This window comes from Oerskovia paurometabola, assembly GCF_016907365.1.
Taxonomy (GTDB): Bacteria; Actinomycetota; Actinomycetes; order Actinomycetales; family Cellulomonadaceae; genus Oerskovia; species Oerskovia paurometabola.
Genome location: NZ_JAFBBV010000001.1, coordinates 3,791,923 through 3,808,776, shown reverse-complemented (window position 1 = coordinate 3,808,776; position 16,854 = coordinate 3,791,923). Strand labels below are relative to the sequence as shown.

13 protein-coding genes are annotated in these 16,854 nt (G+C 73.9%); 10 read left to right on the top strand and 3 right to left on the bottom strand.

The window, feature by feature from the left end:
- Positions 1–65 precede the first annotated feature (65 nt).
- Positions 66–1,277, bottom strand: a complete 1,212-nt coding sequence (gene metX / locus JOD48_RS16960; RefSeq protein WP_225226726.1) for a homoserine O-acetyltransferase MetX — start codon at positions 1,275–1,277, stop codon at positions 66–68.
- 73 nt (positions 1,278–1,350) lie between these two features.
- Positions 1,351–2,715 carry a bifunctional o-acetylhomoserine/o-acetylserine sulfhydrylase gene (locus tag JOD48_RS16955; protein ID WP_204809869.1) on the bottom strand — a complete coding sequence of 455 codons (1,365 nt, stop codon included), beginning with the start codon at positions 2,713–2,715 and terminating at the stop codon, positions 1,351–1,353.
- A 450-nt stretch (positions 2,716–3,165) separates the two neighbouring features.
- Between JOD48_RS16955 and JOD48_RS16950 the strand changes: the two genes are divergently transcribed.
- The gene (locus tag JOD48_RS16950; RefSeq protein ID WP_204809868.1) at positions 3,166–4,587 is read left to right on the top strand and encodes a C40 family peptidase; all 1,422 of its coding nucleotides are present in this window, start codon (positions 3,166–3,168) and stop codon (positions 4,585–4,587) included.
- A 155-nt stretch (positions 4,588–4,742) separates the two neighbouring features.
- Here the strand turns inward: JOD48_RS16950 and JOD48_RS16945 are convergent, their stop codons facing one another.
- Positions 4,743–5,246 carry an inorganic diphosphatase gene (locus tag JOD48_RS16945; RefSeq protein ID WP_056645206.1) on the bottom strand — a complete coding sequence of 168 codons (504 nt, stop codon included), beginning with the start codon at positions 5,244–5,246 and terminating at the stop codon, positions 4,743–4,745.
- A gap of 225 nt (positions 5,247–5,471) precedes the next feature.
- Here JOD48_RS16945 and dacB point away from each other — a divergent pair, with 225 nt between their 5' ends.
- From dacB to JOD48_RS16895, 9 genes are all read left to right on the top strand, one after another.
- Positions 5,472–6,926 (top strand): D-alanyl-D-alanine carboxypeptidase/D-alanyl-D-alanine endopeptidase, encoded by a 1,455-nt coding sequence (gene dacB / locus JOD48_RS16940; protein WP_307824222.1) that lies wholly within the window; start codon positions 5,472–5,474, stop codon positions 6,924–6,926.
- 80 nt (positions 6,927–7,006) lie between these two features.
- Positions 7,007–8,119, top strand: coding sequence for an Rv3626c family coenzyme F420 biosynthesis-associated protein (locus JOD48_RS16935; RefSeq protein WP_204809867.1), 1,113 nt, complete (start codon positions 7,007–7,009; stop codon positions 8,117–8,119).
- Between the two features lie 49 nt (positions 8,120–8,168).
- A complete protein-coding gene (tilS, locus tag JOD48_RS16930; protein WP_307824221.1) occupies positions 8,169–9,263 on the top strand; it encodes a tRNA lysidine(34) synthetase TilS in 1,095 nt (364 codons plus the stop codon).
- 5 nt (positions 9,264–9,268) lie between these two features.
- Positions 9,269–9,823 (top strand): hypoxanthine phosphoribosyltransferase, encoded by a 555-nt coding sequence (gene hpt, locus JOD48_RS16925; RefSeq protein ID WP_030144051.1) that lies wholly within the window; start codon positions 9,269–9,271, stop codon positions 9,821–9,823.
- A gap of 234 nt (positions 9,824–10,057) precedes the next feature.
- Positions 10,058–12,112 (top strand): ATP-dependent zinc metalloprotease FtsH, encoded by a 2,055-nt coding sequence (ftsH, locus tag JOD48_RS16920; RefSeq protein ID WP_191789572.1) that lies wholly within the window; start codon positions 10,058–10,060, stop codon positions 12,110–12,112.
- A 1-nt stretch (position 12,113) separates the two neighbouring features.
- Complete coding sequence (gene folE, locus JOD48_RS16915) at positions 12,114–12,725, top strand: GTP cyclohydrolase I FolE (protein WP_425564139.1); 612 nt, start codon at positions 12,114–12,116, stop codon at positions 12,723–12,725.
- A gap of 79 nt (positions 12,726–12,804) precedes the next feature.
- On the top strand, positions 12,805–13,689 hold the full coding sequence (gene folP, locus JOD48_RS16910) for a dihydropteroate synthase (RefSeq protein WP_204810659.1): 885 nt from the start codon (positions 12,805–12,807) through the stop codon (positions 13,687–13,689).
- A complete protein-coding gene (gene folK / locus JOD48_RS16900) occupies positions 13,686–16,319 on the top strand; it encodes a 2-amino-4-hydroxy-6-hydroxymethyldihydropteridine diphosphokinase (RefSeq protein WP_307824220.1) in 2,634 nt (877 codons plus the stop codon). The genes folP and folK overlap by 4 nt, the downstream gene beginning before the upstream one ends.
- Positions 16,319–16,828, top strand: coding sequence for a DUF3180 domain-containing protein (locus tag JOD48_RS16895; protein ID WP_191789571.1), 510 nt, complete (start codon positions 16,319–16,321; stop codon positions 16,826–16,828). The genes folK and JOD48_RS16895 overlap by 1 nt, the downstream gene beginning before the upstream one ends.
- Positions 16,829–16,854 lie beyond the last annotated feature (26 nt).

The window sequence follows — 16,854 nt, the reverse complement described above, 5'->3', positions numbered from 1 at the left end:
TCACGCACGGCGCAAGGGATGGGACGGGTGTGGGCCCGGCGAACCAGCGACTGAGCTCCAGAGGCTCAGACCTGCGCGCGCTCCCCGAGGAACTGCGTGACCATGGGCCCGAGCTGGTCGAACTCGATGAGGAACCCGTCGTGCCCGAACTCCGAGTGCAGGAGCCGCAGCGGCTGCGCGCCCGGGATGCCCTGGGCGATCCGTGCCGAGTGCTCGGGGAGGAACAGGCGGTCGGTGTCGACGGCCACGACGAGCGCGCGGGCCGTGATCTGGCCCAGGGCCGCATCGACGCCGCCGCGGTCGCGGCCCAGGTCGTGCGTCAGCATGGACTCGGTGAGCACGACGTAGGAGTTCGCGTCGAAGCGGCGCGAGAGCTTGTCGCCGTGGTGGTCCAGGTAGGACTGGACGGCGTAGCGCCCGTCGGTGAACGGGTCCTCGCCGCCCTGCGGCAGGCGGCCGAAGCGTTCGTCGAGCTCGCGTGCGCTGCGGTAGGTCGCGTGCGCGATCTGCCGCGCGATGCCGAGGCCCACGTGCGGACCCTGGTCGTCGGGGACGTCGTAGTAGTCGCCGCCGCGGTACTGCGGGTCGGCGCGGATCGCACCGAGCTGCGGGTGCGCCCACGCGATCTGGTCGCCCGACGTCTGGGCACCGGACGCGATGACCGCGACCGACTCGACCGTGATGCCCGCCTCGGGGCCGAGGATCGCCCACTCGAGGACGCGTAGCCCGCCCATGGACGCGCCGATCACGAGCTCCCACGACGTGATGCCCAGGGCGCGCGCGAGCTCGATCTCGACGGCGACCTGGTCGCGGGTCGTCACGCGGGGGAAGCGCCCGCCCCACGGGCGGCCGTCCGGCGCGTCGGACGCGGGGCCCGTGGTGCCCTGGCAGCCGCCGAGCACGTTGGGCGCGACGACGAAGTACCGGTCGGTGTCGATGGGGGCGCCCGGCCCGACCATCGCCTCCCACCAGCCCGCGGACAGGTGACCGGGTCCGGTCGGACCGACGACGTGCGAGTCCCCGGTCAGCGCGTGCAGCACGAGCACGGCGTTGGAGCCGTCGGGCGCGAGCGTTCCCCAGGTCTCGTACGCCACGCGCACGTCCGGGAGCCTGCCCCCGGCCTCGAGGTCGAACGTGCCGACGTCGGCGAAGAGGCGGTCCCCGGCGTCGTCCCCCTCGCGCCACGCGGCCGAGGCCGGGACGGGCGCCTTGGCCCGTGCACGCGAGTCCGACCCGCGCAGCGGGCGCGGGGACGCGGAGGGAGCCGGAGAGGTCATCGCCGTCCACTGTACGGCCGGGGCACCGGGCGCGCCCCGGCCGTCCAGAATCGTCATCGCGTGTCCCGGCGCCCTACTCCGCCGCGACCGAGGCAGCGGCCGCGGCGTCGGACCCCAGTGCGGCCTTCGCGGCGGTGAACCCCGCCTCGAGGTCCGCGAGGATGTCGTCGACGTGCTCGATCCCGACGGACAGGCGGACGAGGCCCGGCGTGACGCCGGCCTTGACCTGCTCCTCGGGGCTGAGCTGGGCATGCGTCGTGGACGCCGGGTGGATGACGAGCGAGCGGACGTCGCCGATGTTGGCGACGTTCGAGTGGAGCGTGAGCGCGGACACGAACGCCTGCCCGGCGTCGGCGCCGCCGTCGAGCTCGAACGTGACGATCGCGCCCGCACCGCGCGGCGTGTACTTCTGCGCGTTGGCGTACCAGGGGCTCGACGGGAGGCCCGCGTACCCCACGGACACGACGTCGTCGCGCGACTCGAGCCAGGCCGCGACGGTCTTGGCGTTCTCGACGTGGCGCTCGACGCGCAGCGACAGGGTCTCGATGCCCTGGGCGATGAGGAACGCGTTGAACGGCGAGATGGCCGAGCCGAGGTCCCGCAGGAGCTGCACGCGCGCCTTGAGGATGTAGGCGAGGTTCGCGCCGAGGATGCCGTCCACGCCCAGGTCGCGGGCGTACACGATCCCGTTGTAGCTGGGGTCGGGGGTGTTGAAGCTCGCGAACCGCTCGGGGTCCTTGGAGAAGTCGAAGTTCCCGGAGTCGACGATCACGCCGCCGATCGCGGAGCCGTGCCCGCCGAGGTACTTGGTCGCGGAGTGGATGACGATGTCCGCGCCGAACTCGATGGGGCGCAGCAGGTAGGGCGTCGCGACCGTGTTGTCGACGATGAGCGGGACGCCGACCTCGTGCGCGGCGGCGGCCACGGCCTCGATGTCGAGGATGTCGGCCTTCGGGTTGGGGATGGTCTCGGCGAAGAACGCCTTGGTGTTCGGGCGGGCCGCGTCGCGCCAGGCCTGCGGGTCGTGCGGGTCGGTGACCCACGTGGTCTCGATGCCGAGCTTGGCGAGCGAGTACTGGAGCAGGTTGTACGTGCCGCCGTACAGCGACGGGCTGGCCACGATGTGGTCGCCTGCCTCGGCGACGTTGAGGATCGCGAAGGTGGTCGCGGCCTGGCCGGACGCGAGGAGGAGTGCGCCGACGCCGCCCTCGAGGTTGGCGATGCGGTTCTCGACGACCTCGGCGGTCGGGTTGCCGATGCGCGTGTAGATGGGGCCGAGGTCCTTGAGGGCGAATCGGTCGGCGGCGACGCCCGCGTCGGGGAAGACGAACGACGTGGTCTGGTAGATCGGCAGCGCGCGGGCCCCGGTGGTGGGGTCGGGCGTCTGGCCGGCGTGGATCTGGCGGGTCTCGAAGGACCAGCGGGGCTCGGTGCTCATGGTGGCTCCTTGGGGTGCGGGGGAGGGAGCCGCAGGTGCGTCCGGTGGCCTAGTTCCGGGGCGGTCCGCGGCGGGGCAGTGAGGGGACTGGTGCGCACGCGGTGGGCGGGTCCGGCCGGACGTCGGGGCTGCGGCTGACGGTCGTCGTCTAGGTCGCCGGTCCGAGGTGCGTCCGGGTGCCGCCCGCAGGGCAGGCGAACGTGCGCTGGGGGTCAGCTACACATTCGACGGCAGGTCATGTCCCGAGACTAGGTCGGCATCTCATCCGGCGATACCCCCGTCTCGCGATGCGAGACCCGTGGGGGTGATGTTCACCCCGGGGCGGGCCCCGTTCACCCGTGTGCCGGGTCGCCGCCCGGCGGACCGCCGGAGAGACTGGACGTCCGCCGCCCTCGCGGCGCGCGGCCGCAGGTGCGCGGCCGACCCGTCCCGACGACGCATAGGAGGAGCGTGACGATCTCGCAGCCTTCCCCCCAGCAGGCCACCCCCGCCCGACGACGTCGCGCGCCCCAGGACCCCGGGACGCCGCGCGGGGCGGGCCGGCTCGCGATCGTGGCCGCGCTGGCCGTGACTCTCACCGGCGGTGTCGTACCCGCCGCGGAGGCCGACCCCCCGAGCGACGACGACCTCCGCTCGGCGCAGCAGGACGAACGCGCGGTGGCCCAGCGCGTCGCCGACATCGAGGCGGACCTCGCCACCCTCGCGGACCAGCAGGACGACGCCTGGACGCGTGCGGGCCTCGCCGCCGAGGAGGCCGGTGAGGCGCAGAGCGCCCTCGAGGCCGCCGCAGCCGAGGTCGAGGCGGCGAAGGCCGCGCTCACCACGGCCGAGGCCGGTGAGGCGGCGGCTCGTTCCGCGATGGGCGCGACCTACCGTGCGTCCCGCCAGTCCGGCGGGTCGCTCGACACGCTCCGCGTCGTGCTCGACGCCGACGAGCTCGACCAGATCGTCCAGTCCGAGCAGGCGCAGCGGCTCACGGGTCGCAAGGTCCAGACGGTGGCCGACGGGCACCGCACCGCGCGGGCCCTGGCCGACTCGGCGCGCGCCCGGTCCGTCGCGGCCCAGGAGGCGCGGGCCGCGGCGAGCGAGCGGGCCGAGCAGGCCTACACGACCGCGCTCGAGGCGCAGCAGAACATCGACGGCGCCGTCAGCGCCGCCGCCGCCCGTCGCGACGAGCTCCTGGTGGACCTCGCCGCAGCCCGGTCCACGACCGTCGAGGTCGAGCGGCAGCGTCAGGACGCGATCGACGCCGAACGGCGGCGTGCAGCCGAGGAGCGGGCGCAGGCCGACCGTGGGGGCCAGAGCGTGCCCTCGCCCGGCGCGGGCAGCGGCTCGACGACCACGCCGCCACCCGTCACGCCGCCTGTCGCCCCGCCCGTGGCTCCGCCCGTGACCCCGCCGGTGACACCCCCGGTCACCCCTCCCGTGACGCCGCCGGTCACGCCCCCCGTGACCCCGCCCGTCACTCCTCCCGTGACGCCTCCGGTCACGCCTCCCGACTCCGGGGCGGCCAAGGGCGAGGCTGCCGTCGCCTGGGCACGCACGAAGATCGGCGCGCCCTACCTCTGGGGCGGCACCGGCCCTGCCTACGACTGCTCGGGCCTGACCTCGCAGGCCTGGGCCAGCGTCGGCGTGAACATCACCCGGACCTCACGCTCGCAGTACGCGCGGGTCGCCAAGATCGCCTACAGCCAGCTCCGCCCGGGCGACCTCATCTTCTACGGCACGAACCCGAACGACCCGAGCACCATCTGGCACGTGGCCATGTACATCGGTAACGGGCAGATGATCGAGGCCATCTACGAGGGGAAGCCGGTGCAGATCAGCTCCGTCCGCTGGTCGAGCACGATGCCCTACGCCGGACGCCCCTGACACGGCGCCTCTGGCGCGGCGGCCCGGGCGAGGCGCCCCGTCAGCCGGTAGGGGCACCCGCGCACGAAGGCCCGGCCTCCCTCAGGGGAGACCGGGCCTTCGTGGCGTCGGAGACCGGGCCTTCGTGGCGTCCGGGGCGTGCCGGCAGCGCAGGATCAGTGACCGGGGGTGTGGTACCCGCTGTCGATCGCGCGCTGGATGGAGCGCTCGATCTCGGCCTCGGCCTCGGTGCGTCCGGTCCAGTGGGCGCCCTCGACGGACTTGCCCGGCTCGAGGTCCTTGTAGACCTCGAAGAAGTGCTGGATCTCGAGACGGTGGAAGTCCGACACGTCGTCGATGTCCTGGCGCCATGCGGCGCGCTGGTCCCCCGTGGGCACGCACAGGACCTTGTCGTCGCCGCCGGCCTCGTCGCGCATGCGGAACATGCCGAGCGCGCGGCAACGGATCAGGCAGCCGGGGAACGTGGGCTCCTCGAGCAGGACGAGGGCGTCCAGCGGGTCGCCGTCCTCACCGAGGGTGCCCTCGATGAAGCCGTAGTCGTCCGGGTAGCGCGTCGAGGTGAACAGCATGCGGTCAAGGCGGATGCGACCGGTCGCGTGGTCGACCTCGTACTTGTTGCGCTGGCCCTTCGGGATCTCGATCGTGACGTCGAACTCCACTGTTCTCCTCCAGTTGAACCGGCTCACCCGCTCGGTCGCGGTGTGGCGGTCGTGAATCGGCTGTCGTGCGCACGCGGCCCCGGCCGTTCCGACCGGTGAACCCGGCCGGGTGGTGTGGACCACGAGGTATCAGGCCAGCATGCGCCCTCTAGTGTGACACGAACGGTCTGGGTCGGCGGTGGCCGGACCCCGGGGACTCCGCGGTTCCTGGGTGATAATGCGCACGTGAGCGGCGCGCTCCTGGGCGCCGACGGCAGGAGGGAAGAGGACGACATGGGTTGGGTGGCACGTACCGGGATCACTGCCGGGATCGTGGTGGTCCTCGCGGGCGGCTACCTGACGGCCGACGCGTACGACGTGGTTCCCGGCGTCCTGACGACCGCTCCCGCGGTGGCTCCTGCGGCCCCCTTCCCGACGCCTCCCGGTGCGGTGGACTCCGCCTCACCTGCGCAGACGCTGCCGGTCCTCGACGAGTCGGCGCCGTTGCCCGACGCCACGGCGATCGCCGCCTCGCTCGACGCGCTGGTCCAGGACGCGCGTCTGGGCGGCAGGGTGGGCGGCGTCGTGATGGACCGGATGACGGGCGAGGTGCTCGCGCAGAGCGGGGCGCAGACGCCCATGGTCCCGGCCTCGACCCAGAAGGTCCTCACCGCCGCCGCGGCCCTCGCGTCCCCGGGACCCGAGGTGACGCTCACCACGAAGGTCGTCGAGGTCGACGCCGGCACGATCGCCCTCGTCGGCGGCGGCGACATGATGCTCGCGGCCGAGGAGGGCGACCCGTTGGCCGTCAACGGTCGGGCAGGGATGGCCGACCTGGCGACGCAGGTTGCGGGCGAGCTCAAGCTCACCGGTCGTACGACGGTGCGCCTCGTGGTCGACGACCGCTACTTCTCCGGCCCCACGGTCAGCCCCGCGGTGTTCGCCGGGAACGTGACGGCGGGTTTCATCGCCCCCGTGACCTCGGTCGCGGTCGACATCGCCCGCCTGAGCGACGCCGAGTACGCCAAGCGCAGCGCCGACCCGTCGCTCGCGGCTGCCGAGATTCTCGCGACGCGCCTCACCGAGCTGGGCATCACGGTGGAGGGCCCTCCCGCACGGGGCGAGTCCGCCTCGACGGCCAAGGTTCTCGGGTCGGTCGAGTCAGCTCCGCTGAGCGAGGTCGTCGCGTACTTCCTCCAGCACTCGGACAACACCATCACCGAGGTCGTGGGACGTCTGGTCGCGATCGACGCAGGGCTGCCCGCGACGTTCGACGGAGCGAGGCAGGCCGTCACCGCGAGCGTCTCGCGCCTCGGGGTGGACCTGACGGGGGCCGTCCTCGCCGACTGCTCCGGCCTGGGCGACGGGTCGGCGCTGTCGGCGGCCCAGCTGGCCGCCGTCGTCGACCTCCTGGCGGACCCGGCGCAGCCCGGCCTGCGCGCAGGGGCCGTCGGGCTGCCCGTCGCCGGGCTGTCCGGCACGCTCGACGACCGCTTCCTCGCGTCGCCCGGCAGGGGAGTGGTCCGGGCCAAGACGGGGAGCCTGCCGAACGTGACGTCGCTCGCGGGTACGGTCGTCACCGCGCAGGACCGCCAGCTCGTGTTCGTCCTCCTCGCGGACGCCCTGCCCGACGGCGGCGCGTACGGTGCGCGTCTGCTGATGGACGGTTTCGTCGGGGGCCTGGTGGGTTCGGCGGACTGACGCCCCGCCCGCCGACGGCGACGGTGCTGCCCGCCGACGGTGACGGTCGCCCGGCCCCGCGTACCGGCTACGGTGGGGCGATGACGTCTTCCGTGGTCGGCGCGCCGCTCGTCGACTGGACCTCCGCCGCGCAGATCGCCGCCCGCGTCGCACCTCCGGGTCCGACGGCCTCGCGCGACGAGCTCGCGGCGCTCGTGGAAGGGCTGCGCGAGGCGGCGTCCGCAGCGGTGCCGCACGTCCTGCGCGTCACGCGCATGTCGCCGGCCGACCCGGGGCGACCCGGTGACGCGGGGGCGCCGGCGCTCTCGCAGGTGTACGTCGTCGACCGGTCGCGCTGGGCCCGGGCCAACACCGAGGTCATGGCGAGCCTGACCGACGGCGTCGCGGACTCCCTCACGGGCGCGGGGGACAAGCCGGTGTCGGCGACCACGGCGCTCGTCGGGGCGGCGCAGGTCGGGGCCGTCCTGGCCGCGCTCTCGAGCCGTGTGCTGGGCCAGTTCGACCCCTACAGCGCGCACGGCACGCCGGTCCCCGGACGTCTGCTCCTCGTCGCCCCGAACGTCCTGCAGCTCGAGCGCGACCTCGACCTGGTGCCGGCGGACTTCCGCCTGTGGGTGTGCCTGCACGAGCAGACCCACGCGCTCCAGTTCGCCGCGGCCCCGTGGCTCGCGGAGCATCTGCGGGCTTCGGCCCGCGAGCTCCTCGCGGGCCTCTCGGAGTCCTCCCGCCAGCTCGCCGAGGCGCGTCTGCGCGACAAGCTCGCGACCGCGGGCAAGGTGGTCCTGCGGGCCGTGCGCGGGCAGGAGGGCGGGGTCGCCCACGGGCTCCTCACGCCCGACCAGCGGCGCTCGCTCGAGGAGGTGTCGGCCGTCATGGCGCTCCTGGAGGGGCACGCCGACGTCATGATGGACGCGGTCGGGCGCGCGACGGTCCCCACGATCCGGCGCATCCGGGCGCAGTTCGAGGCGCGCCGCGACGGGCAGGGCAGCAGCACGCTCGACACGGTCCTGCGCAGGTTCCTGGGCATGGACGCCAAGCTCGCCCAGTACCGGGACGGCGCCGCGTTCGTGCGCGGGGTCGAGAAGCAGGTGGGGCGCGACGGGCTCAACGCGGTCTGGTCGAGCCCCGAGCACCTGCCCTCGGCCCACGAGATCGCCGACCCCGGTGCCTGGGTGCGCCGGGTCCACGGCTGACGCGCGCGTGGTAGGTCCGCGTCCCGCGGAGGCGGCGGCACGGCGCGCCGTGCGCAGCGTGGTCCGCGACCTCGCGCCCGGCTCGCTCGTGCTCGTGGCGTGCTCGGGCGGTGCGGACTCGCTCGCGCTCGCGGCTGCGACGGCCTTCGTCGCCTCGCGCGACGGGCTGCGGGCCGGGGCGGTCGTGGTCGACCACGGGCTCCAGGACGGCAGCTCCGAGGTGGCGGCCGTCGCGGCGGACCGGTGCCGTGCGCTCGGCCTCGACCCGGTCGAGGTCCGGCGGGTCGAGGTCGCGGGCCGGGGTGGTCTCGAGGCGGCGGCGCGCCACGCGCGCTACGCGGTGCTCGACGACGTCGCACACGTCGCGGGGGCGTCGGCAGTGCTCCTGGGGCACACCCTCGACGACCAGGCCGAGTCGGTGCTGCTGGGGCTCGCCCGTGGTTCGGGGGCACGGTCCCTCGCGGGCATGGCCGCCGTGCGGGGCGTCTATCGTCGCCCGTTCCTGGGTCTGCGGCGGAGCGACACCGAGGACGTGTGCACCGCGAACGGACTGGCCTGGTGGACCGACCCCACCAACGGGGTGCCCGGTACCGGACCGGGGGGGCCCGGGCAGGGCGCGACCGAACCGGACGTGCGGCTCGGCGCGCCCTTGCCCCTGCGCTCGCAGGTGCGTGCACGGGTGCTTCCCGTCCTCGAGGACGTGCTCGGTCCGGGCGTCGCGGAGGCTCTGGCCCGCACCGCAGACCTGCTCCGCGAGGACGCGGACCTGCTCGACGAGCTCGCGGACCGGCTGCTCGACGAGGCCCGTGTCGCGGAACCGGGCGGCGGCGAGGACCGTCGCACGGGCGGCGCCCCTGTGGTGCTCGACACCCAGGTGCTGTCGTCGGCCCCGGCCGCGCTGCGCCGTCGGGCGCTGCGACGCGCCGCGACCGAGGCCGGGAGTCCCGCCGGATCCCTCTTCGCGAGCCACGTCGCGACTCTCGACGCGATGATCACCGACTGGCGTGGTCAGGGGCCCGCGCACCTGCCGGGCGACCTCCGGGCACTGCGGACCCGTGGGAGACTCTTCCTACGGCCCGCGCGTCCCCCCTCGCCCGAGCGAACCGTGCCCGCCGAGACCCCAGCAGAACCAGCACAGGAGTGAAACCCGTGGACTCATCCGACGTCGGCAACGACCTCGAGAACATCCTCCTCACCGAGGACCAGCTCCGCGGGAGGCTGGTGGAGCTCGCCGAGCAGATCGACCGCGACTACGCGGGCAAGGACCTCCTGCTCGTCGGCGTGCTCAAGGGCGCCGTCATGGTCATGGCGGACCTCGCCCGCCTGCTGCACCACGACGTCGAGATGGACTGGATGGCCGTCTCGTCGTACGGGTCGGGCACCAAGTCGTCGGGCGTCGTGCGCATCCTCAAGGACCTCGACGCCGACCTCACGGGCCGCCACGTGCTCATCGTCGAGGACATCATCGACTCGGGCCTGACGCTGTCGTGGCTGCTGTCGAACCTGCGCAGCCGCGGCCCGGCCTCCGTCGAGGTCGCCGCGATGCTCCGCAAGCCCGACGCCGCGAAGACCGAGGTCGACGTGCGCTACATCGGCTTCGACATCCCCAACGAGTTCGTCGTGGGCTACGGCCTGGACTATGCGGAGAAGTACCGCAACCTGCCGTTCGTGGGCACGCTCGCCCCGCACGTCTACTCGTCCTGACGCGCTTCCCCGTGCCCGCGCGCTGACGGGAGGCAGGGCCGCGACCGAGCGTCGCGCGCCCTCCTCCCGTCACCCGCGGGCCGCCCGCGGCCCCGGCCGCCACCCGTTGCGGACGTCGCTCGTCGAAGCAACGCCCTGGGCGAACAGACCAGCCAACTGCCAGGTTGTGCGTGTAACTTCACTGGCGGAACCATTGCGCGAGTGGAGGGATACGGGGAATCGTCCCCGTCGCCGATGAACATCAAGAAGATTCTCAGCGGACCGATCATCTGGATCGTCGTGGGCCTGGCGATCCTCGGGATCGCCTTCATGGCGCTGTCCGGGCCCAGCGTCCACCGTGTCGACACCTCGACGGGGCTCGAGCTCCTCCAGGACGGCAAGGTCGAGCAGGCCCTCATCGTCGACGGCGACCAGCGGGTCCAGCTGACCCTCAAGGAGGACTACGAGGTCGACGGCAAGTCCCAGGGCAAGAGCGTGGAGTTCTTCTACGTCCAGCCCCAGGGTGAGGCCGTCGTGAACGCCGTCACGGAGGCGGACCCCCCGAAGGGCTACAACTCCGAGATCGCGCGTCCCTCGTTCCTCGCGTCGGCGCTCTCGCTCATCCTGCCGTTCCTCATCATCGGCCTCGTCTTCTGGTTCCTGCTGTCCCGCATGCAGGGCGGCGGCTCCAAGGTCATGGGCTTCGGCAAGTCCAAGGCGAAGCTCGCGTCCAAGGACACCCCGCAGGTGACGTTCGCCGACGTCGCCGGGGCGGACGAGGCCGTCGAGGAGCTCCACGAGATCAAGGAGTTCCTCGCCGAGCCCGACAAGTTCCAGGCCGTGGGCGCCAAGATCCCCAAGGGCGTGCTGCTGTACGGACCTCCCGGCACCGGCAAGACGCTCCTGGCCCGCGCCGTCGCGGGCGAGGCGGGCGTGCCGTTCTACACGATCTCCGGCTCGGACTTCGTCGAGATGTTCGTCGGCGTCGGCGCGAGCCGCGTGCGTGACCTGTTCCAGCAGGCCAAGGAGAACTCCCCGGCCATCATCTTCGTGGACGAGATCGACGCGGTGGGCCGTCACCGTGGTGCCGGCATGGGCGGCGGGCACGACGAGCGCGAGCAGACCCTGAACCAGCTCCTCGTCGAGATGGACGGGTTCGACGTCAAGACCAACGTCATCCTCATCGCGGCGACGAACCGTCCCGACATCCTGGACCCCGCGCTCCTGCGTCCGGGCCGTTTCGACCGGCAGATCGCGGTCGAGGCCCCCGACCTCAAGGGCCGCGAGGCGATCCTCGCGGTGCACGCGCAGGGCAAGCCGATCGTCCCCGAGATCGACCTGGCCGCTGTCGCGCGCCGGACCCCCGGCTTCACGGGTGCGGACCTCGCGAACGTCCTGAACGAGGCCGCGCTGCTCACCGCGCGCTCGGGCGCCCAGCTCATCGACGACCGGGCCCTCGACGAGGCCATCGACCGCGTCATCGCCGGGCCGCAGAAGCGGACCCGCGTGATGAACGTCAAGGAGCAGAAGATCACGGCGTACCACGAGGGCGGCCACGCCCTGGTCGCCGCGGCGATGCGCTACACGGACCCCGTCACCAAGGTGACGATCCTGCCGCGCGGACGTGCCCTGGGCTACACCATGGTCATGCCGCTCGAGGACAAGTACTCCACGACGCGCAACGAGCTGCTCGACCAGCTCGCCTACGCGATGGGTGGTCGTGTCGCCGAGGAGCTCGTGTTCCACGACCCGACCACGGGAGCCTCGAACGACATCGAGAAGGCGACCGCGATCGCCAAGAAGATGGTCACCGAGTACGGCATGAGCGAGCGCGTAGGGGCGATCAAGCTCGGCACGGGCTCTGGCGAGCCCTTCATGGGGCGCGACATGGGCCACACGCGTGACTACTCCGAGTCGGTCGCGGGCACCGTGGACCACGAGGTGCGCCGCTTCGTCGAGGCCGCGCACGACGAGGCGTGGGAGGTGCTCGTCCAGTACCGCGACGTGCTCGACCACCTGGTCCTGGAGCTCCTCGAGAAGGAGACCCTGAACCAGGCCGAGCTCGCGCAGATCTTCGCCCCGGTCGTCAAGCGCGACCCCCGCGAGGTCTGGCTCTCGAGCGAGCAGCGCGCCGTCTCGCACCGTCCTCCCGTGCTGACCGACGCAGAGAAGGCCACCATGCCCAAGGACCCGTTGGGCGAGCCCATCGTCGTCCCGCAGGACGAGGCCGCTGCCGCGAGCGACGAGCTCCCGCCCGAGCGCATCGGCGAGGTCCCTGCGGACCGCGTGGTCGACGACGGGCAGGTCTGACGTGACCGCACGGGCCGAGCAGGGCCTGCGCGCCGCTGCCGACGTCCCCGCGTACGACGAGGAGCGGGCGCGCGCCGCAGTGCGTGAGCTCCTCCTCGCCGTGGGGGAGGACCCGGACCGCGAGGGGCTCCAGGAGACCCCCGCCCGCGTGGCCCGCGCGTACCGCGAGATCTTCGCGGGCCTGCGCCAGGAGCCGGGCGACGTCCTGACCACCATGTTCGACCTCGGTCACGAGGAGATGGTGCTGGTCAAGGACATCGAGGTCTACTCGACGTGCGAGCACCACCTCGTGCCGTTCCACGGCGTCGCGCACGTGGGGTACATCCCCAACGCCGACGGCCGCATCACGGGCCTGTCCAAGCTGGCCCGGCTGGTCGACGTGTACGCGCGTCGCCCCCAGGTCCAGGAGCGGCTCACGACGCAGATCGCCGACGCCCTGGTCGAGCACCTCGAGCCGCGCGGCGCGATCGTCGTCGTCGAGTGCGAGCACCTGTGCATGTCCATGCGGGGCGTCCGCAAGCCGGGCTCGCGGACGGTGACGTCGGCGGTGCGCGGACAGATGCGCGACGGCGCCACGCGCGCCGAGGCCATGAGCCTGATCCTGGGACGGTAGGCACGCAGCAGTGCGGTACACACAGCACGACGGCGCGCTCCCCGCCCTGCCCTTCGACGGGATCGGCCGGACGCTCGTCATGGGAGTCGTCAACGTCACGCCCGACTCCTTCTCCGACGGCGGCGAGTGGTTCGAGCCGCGCGCGGCGATCGAGCACGGCCTGGAGCTCCTGGCCGAGGGCGCGGACGTCCTCGACGTCGGGGGCGAGTCCACGCGACCGGGGGCCGGACGCGTGCCCGTCGAGGAGGAGCTCGCGCGCGTCCTGCCCGTGATCTCGGCCCTCGCGGACCGCGGCGCCGTGGTGAGCGTCGACACGACGCGGGCCACGGTCGCCGAGCAGGCGGTCGCGGCGGGGGCGCAGATCATCAACGACGTCTCGGGGGGCCTCGCCGACCCGGAGATGGCCGCGGTCGCCGCCCGGACCGGAGCGGTCTTCGTCGCCATGCACTGGCGCGGTCACGCGGACGTCATGGACGACCTCGAGGTGTACGACGACGTCGTGACCGACGTGCGGGACGAGCTGGCCGCGCGCGTCGAGGCCTTGCGTGCCGCAGGCGTGCGCGACGAGCGGATCGTCCTGGACCCCGGGCTGGGCTTCTCCAAGGCGGGCTCCACGAACTGGCCTCTCCTGACGCACCTGGGCACGCTGCGCGAGCTCGGGTTCCCGGTGCTCGTGGGGGCGTCGCGCAAGCGCTTCCTCGGGCACCTGCTCGCCGGTCGGGACGGCACGCCCGCCCCGCCGCTCGAGCGGGACGCGGCGACCGCAGCGATCACGGCTCTCGCCGCGGCGGAGGGCGCCTGGTGCGTGCGCGTGCACGCCGTCCGAGCCTCGGCCGACGCGGTACGGGTCGCCGCCGCATGGACTCGGGCAGGTCGGACGGGGGAGGATGCCAGCGTGGGGCAGACGGGGCAGAGCACGGACGACCACGGAACGAACGACAGCGACGACAGGAGTACGACGTGAGCACAGCGTTCGCAGGGGCGGTGCAGGGGACCGACGGGCGCCCGTTCGACCAGATCCGGCTCACGGGGCTCAGTGCGACGGGCCACCACGGGGTGTTCGAGCACGAGCGCCTCGAGGGTCAGCTCTTCCGCGCCGACGTGGTGCTGCACCTCGACACGCGTCCGGCCGCGGCCGGTGACGACCTCGCGGACACCGTGAGCTACGCGGTCGTCGCGGAGGACGTCGTCGCGGTGCTCGCGGGCTCGCCCGCCGACCTCATCGAGACGGTCGCCGAGCGCGTCGCGGCGGTCGCGCTGCGCCACCCCGCCGTCGTCGCGGTCGACGTCGCGGTCCACAAGCCGCAGGCGCCCATCACCGTGCCCTTCGACGACGTCCAGGTCGTCGTCCGTCGCGACCGCGTCAAGGTGCCGGTCGTGGCCGACGAGGCCCCGCGCGTCGTGCCCATCCCGGTCGGGTCGATCACCCCGGCCGTGCTCGGGAACGTCGCGGTCACGGAGCCTGCCGCCCCGCAGGACCAGCACGTCGTCATGCCGCCGTCGATCCCGCCGGTGGCTCCCGCACCCGCGCCGGACCGATCGCCCGACCAGGGCGTCTTCGCGGACACGGCCGAGGACCTCGGTCCGGCCGCCGTCGACGCTCCGCACGCGGGCGGGGTGTCCGACCAGGAGTTCGTCGACGCCCTCGACTCGTTCTACAGCGCCCCCCAGGACGCCCTGAGCGCCCCTGCCGAGACCTTCGAGCCCGCCGCGGAGCACGAGCCGGTTCCTCAGCCCGACCGGTCGGCCCCCGAGGTCGGCGCCGAACCGACGCCCGTCGCGGCCGAGCCCTTCCGCGAGGCGGCTGCGGCGCCGTCGGAGGTCGCGGAGCCCGCCGAGGCCCCCGCAGCGGCGCTCCCCGTGCCCGCAGCCCAGCCCGCCGTGCCGGACGGGTCCACCGACCCGGCCGTGCTCGCGGTGCGCGAGGTCCCCGTGGCACCCGAGACCACTGCGGCTGACGGACCGGACCTGTCCGGCGGGCACGTCCTGCCCGACGACGTCGCCCCCGTGGCGTACCAGGTCGCCGCCGAGCCCTCGCCCGTCGAGCCCTCGCCCGCCGAGCACGTCCCCGCCGACGAGGCGGTGCTGCCGGTCGCCGCGCAGGCCCCGGCCGAGAGCCCTGCGGTGCCCGGGCCCGTGGTCGAGGCCCCCTCGACGGCCCCCTTCGCTGCCGAGGCCTCGAGCGTCGAGACGGGGCCCGTGGCACCGGCGCTCCCCGAGCACGAGCCGGTCGCCGCCCCCGTCCCGTTGCCCGTCCGTCCCGCTCCCGAGGACGCCGAGGCTCCGGTCGGGCAGACTGCCGCCGAGGCGCCGGTCGTGCCTGAGGCGGTGCCGGTGCCGGCCGTCGCGACCGATCGGCTCGACGAAGCCCCTGCGGGCTTCGTCCCCGTCGTGCTCGCGCTCGGCGCCAACCTGGGCGACGCCCAGCAGACGTTGCGCGACGCCGTGACGGACCTCGACCGGATCTCCGGGCTCGAGATCACCGACGTCTCGCCGCTCGCGCGGACCGCGGCGGTCGGTGGCCCCGAGCAGCCGGACTACCTCAACGCGATCCTGCTGGCCCGGACGACGCTCGCGCCGCGTGCGCTCCTTCGCGCGGTCCAGGCCGTGGAGAACGCCCACGGGCGGGTCCGTGCCGAGCGCAACGGCCCGCGCACCCTCGACGTGGACCTGGTCGTCTTCGGCACGGTCACCGAGTTCACCGAGGACCTCGAGCTGCCTCATCCGCGGGCGCACGAGCGTGCCTTCGTCCTGGAGCCGTGGGCGCAGATCGCGCCGGACGCCGTGCTGCCCGGCCTGGGTGGCGGTCCCGTCGCCGCCCTGGCGGCGACGGCGCCCGACCGTGGCGGCATCCGTTGGCTCGCGCTCGACTGGCTGACCGACGCCGAGCCCGAGGCGGCTCCGGCCGCGGCCCCCGTCGACGAGGCTCCCGCGACCGCCGGGCCCGCTCGACAGGTCCAGGCGGAGCCTGAGCCGGTGCCCCCGTCGGTCGAGGTGGCGGCTCCCGAGCCGACCACGGCGCCCACGACCCCGGCACGCCCCGGGGGAGAGCTCACCGCGACCCCGCAGGAGCAGCTCGACCCGGTCGGACACGCACCCGTCACGGCCGCGCCGCCGTTCGTCCAGGACCAGCCGACCGCGCCCTCCGCCCCCGGCCAGCCGTCGGCCCAGACGCCAGCCCAGACGCCTTCCCAGGCTGCGGGGGCGCAGGCCGCACCGGCTCAGCAGGGCTCGCCCGAGCGCGCCGTGGAGCAGCCCGGACCCTTCGTCCCGGCGTTCCACCCCGTGCACCCGCAGGACGGGCAGGAACCTCCGCACGCCCAGGTCCCGCCGTTGTGGGCGGACGTCTCGCAGGCCGCGTCGGCGACCGAGCCGCGGGCCCAGGTGCCACCGACGCCGGCCGGCCACGCGCAGGTCGCGCCCGAGGAACCGGTGACCCCGCAGTTCCACCCCGTGCACCAGGCGCCCGCCAACCCGTTCGAGCCGCAGCAGCCCGCGCCGGCCGTCGAGCAGCAGGGCGGGCCGTCGGCCCAGCCCCCCATCACGGGGGTGCCCATGTCGTTCCCGGCCGACCTGCGCGGCCCGTCGAGCTGATGCAGCGCACCAGGGTCACGACCCTCCTGCTCGTCACGGTCACCACGACCCTGGTGGGGTGGCTCGTCGTCGTCGGCCTGGAGCGTCGGGGTACGTACCTGCCGCACGTGCCGTGGATCGTGGACGCGGCCCTGGTCGCGCTCGCCGGAGCCGTCTTCTGGGCAGGCTGGGCCGTGCGGTCCTACCTCAAGGGTCGGCGCCCCTCGCTGGATCCCCTGCGGGCGGCGCGCACGCTCGTGCTCGCCAAGGCGGCGGCCCTCACCGGGTCGCTGCTCGCGGGTTGGTACCTCGCGCAGGTCGTCGCGGTGCTGGGCGACCTCGCGATCGAGGCCCGGCGCGACCGTGCGATCGCGGCGGGGGTCGCGGCGCTGTGCGCCGTGGTGCTCGCCGTGGTCGGGCTCGTGGTGGAGAAGTTCTGCCAGGTCCCGCCCGAGGACACCGACCCCGCGAACGGCGGACGGTCGCGAGCCGGCGGCGAGGCCGATCCCGAGGCCGGAGCCACGGCCTGACGCAGGTCGGTCTTCCGGCGGACGCG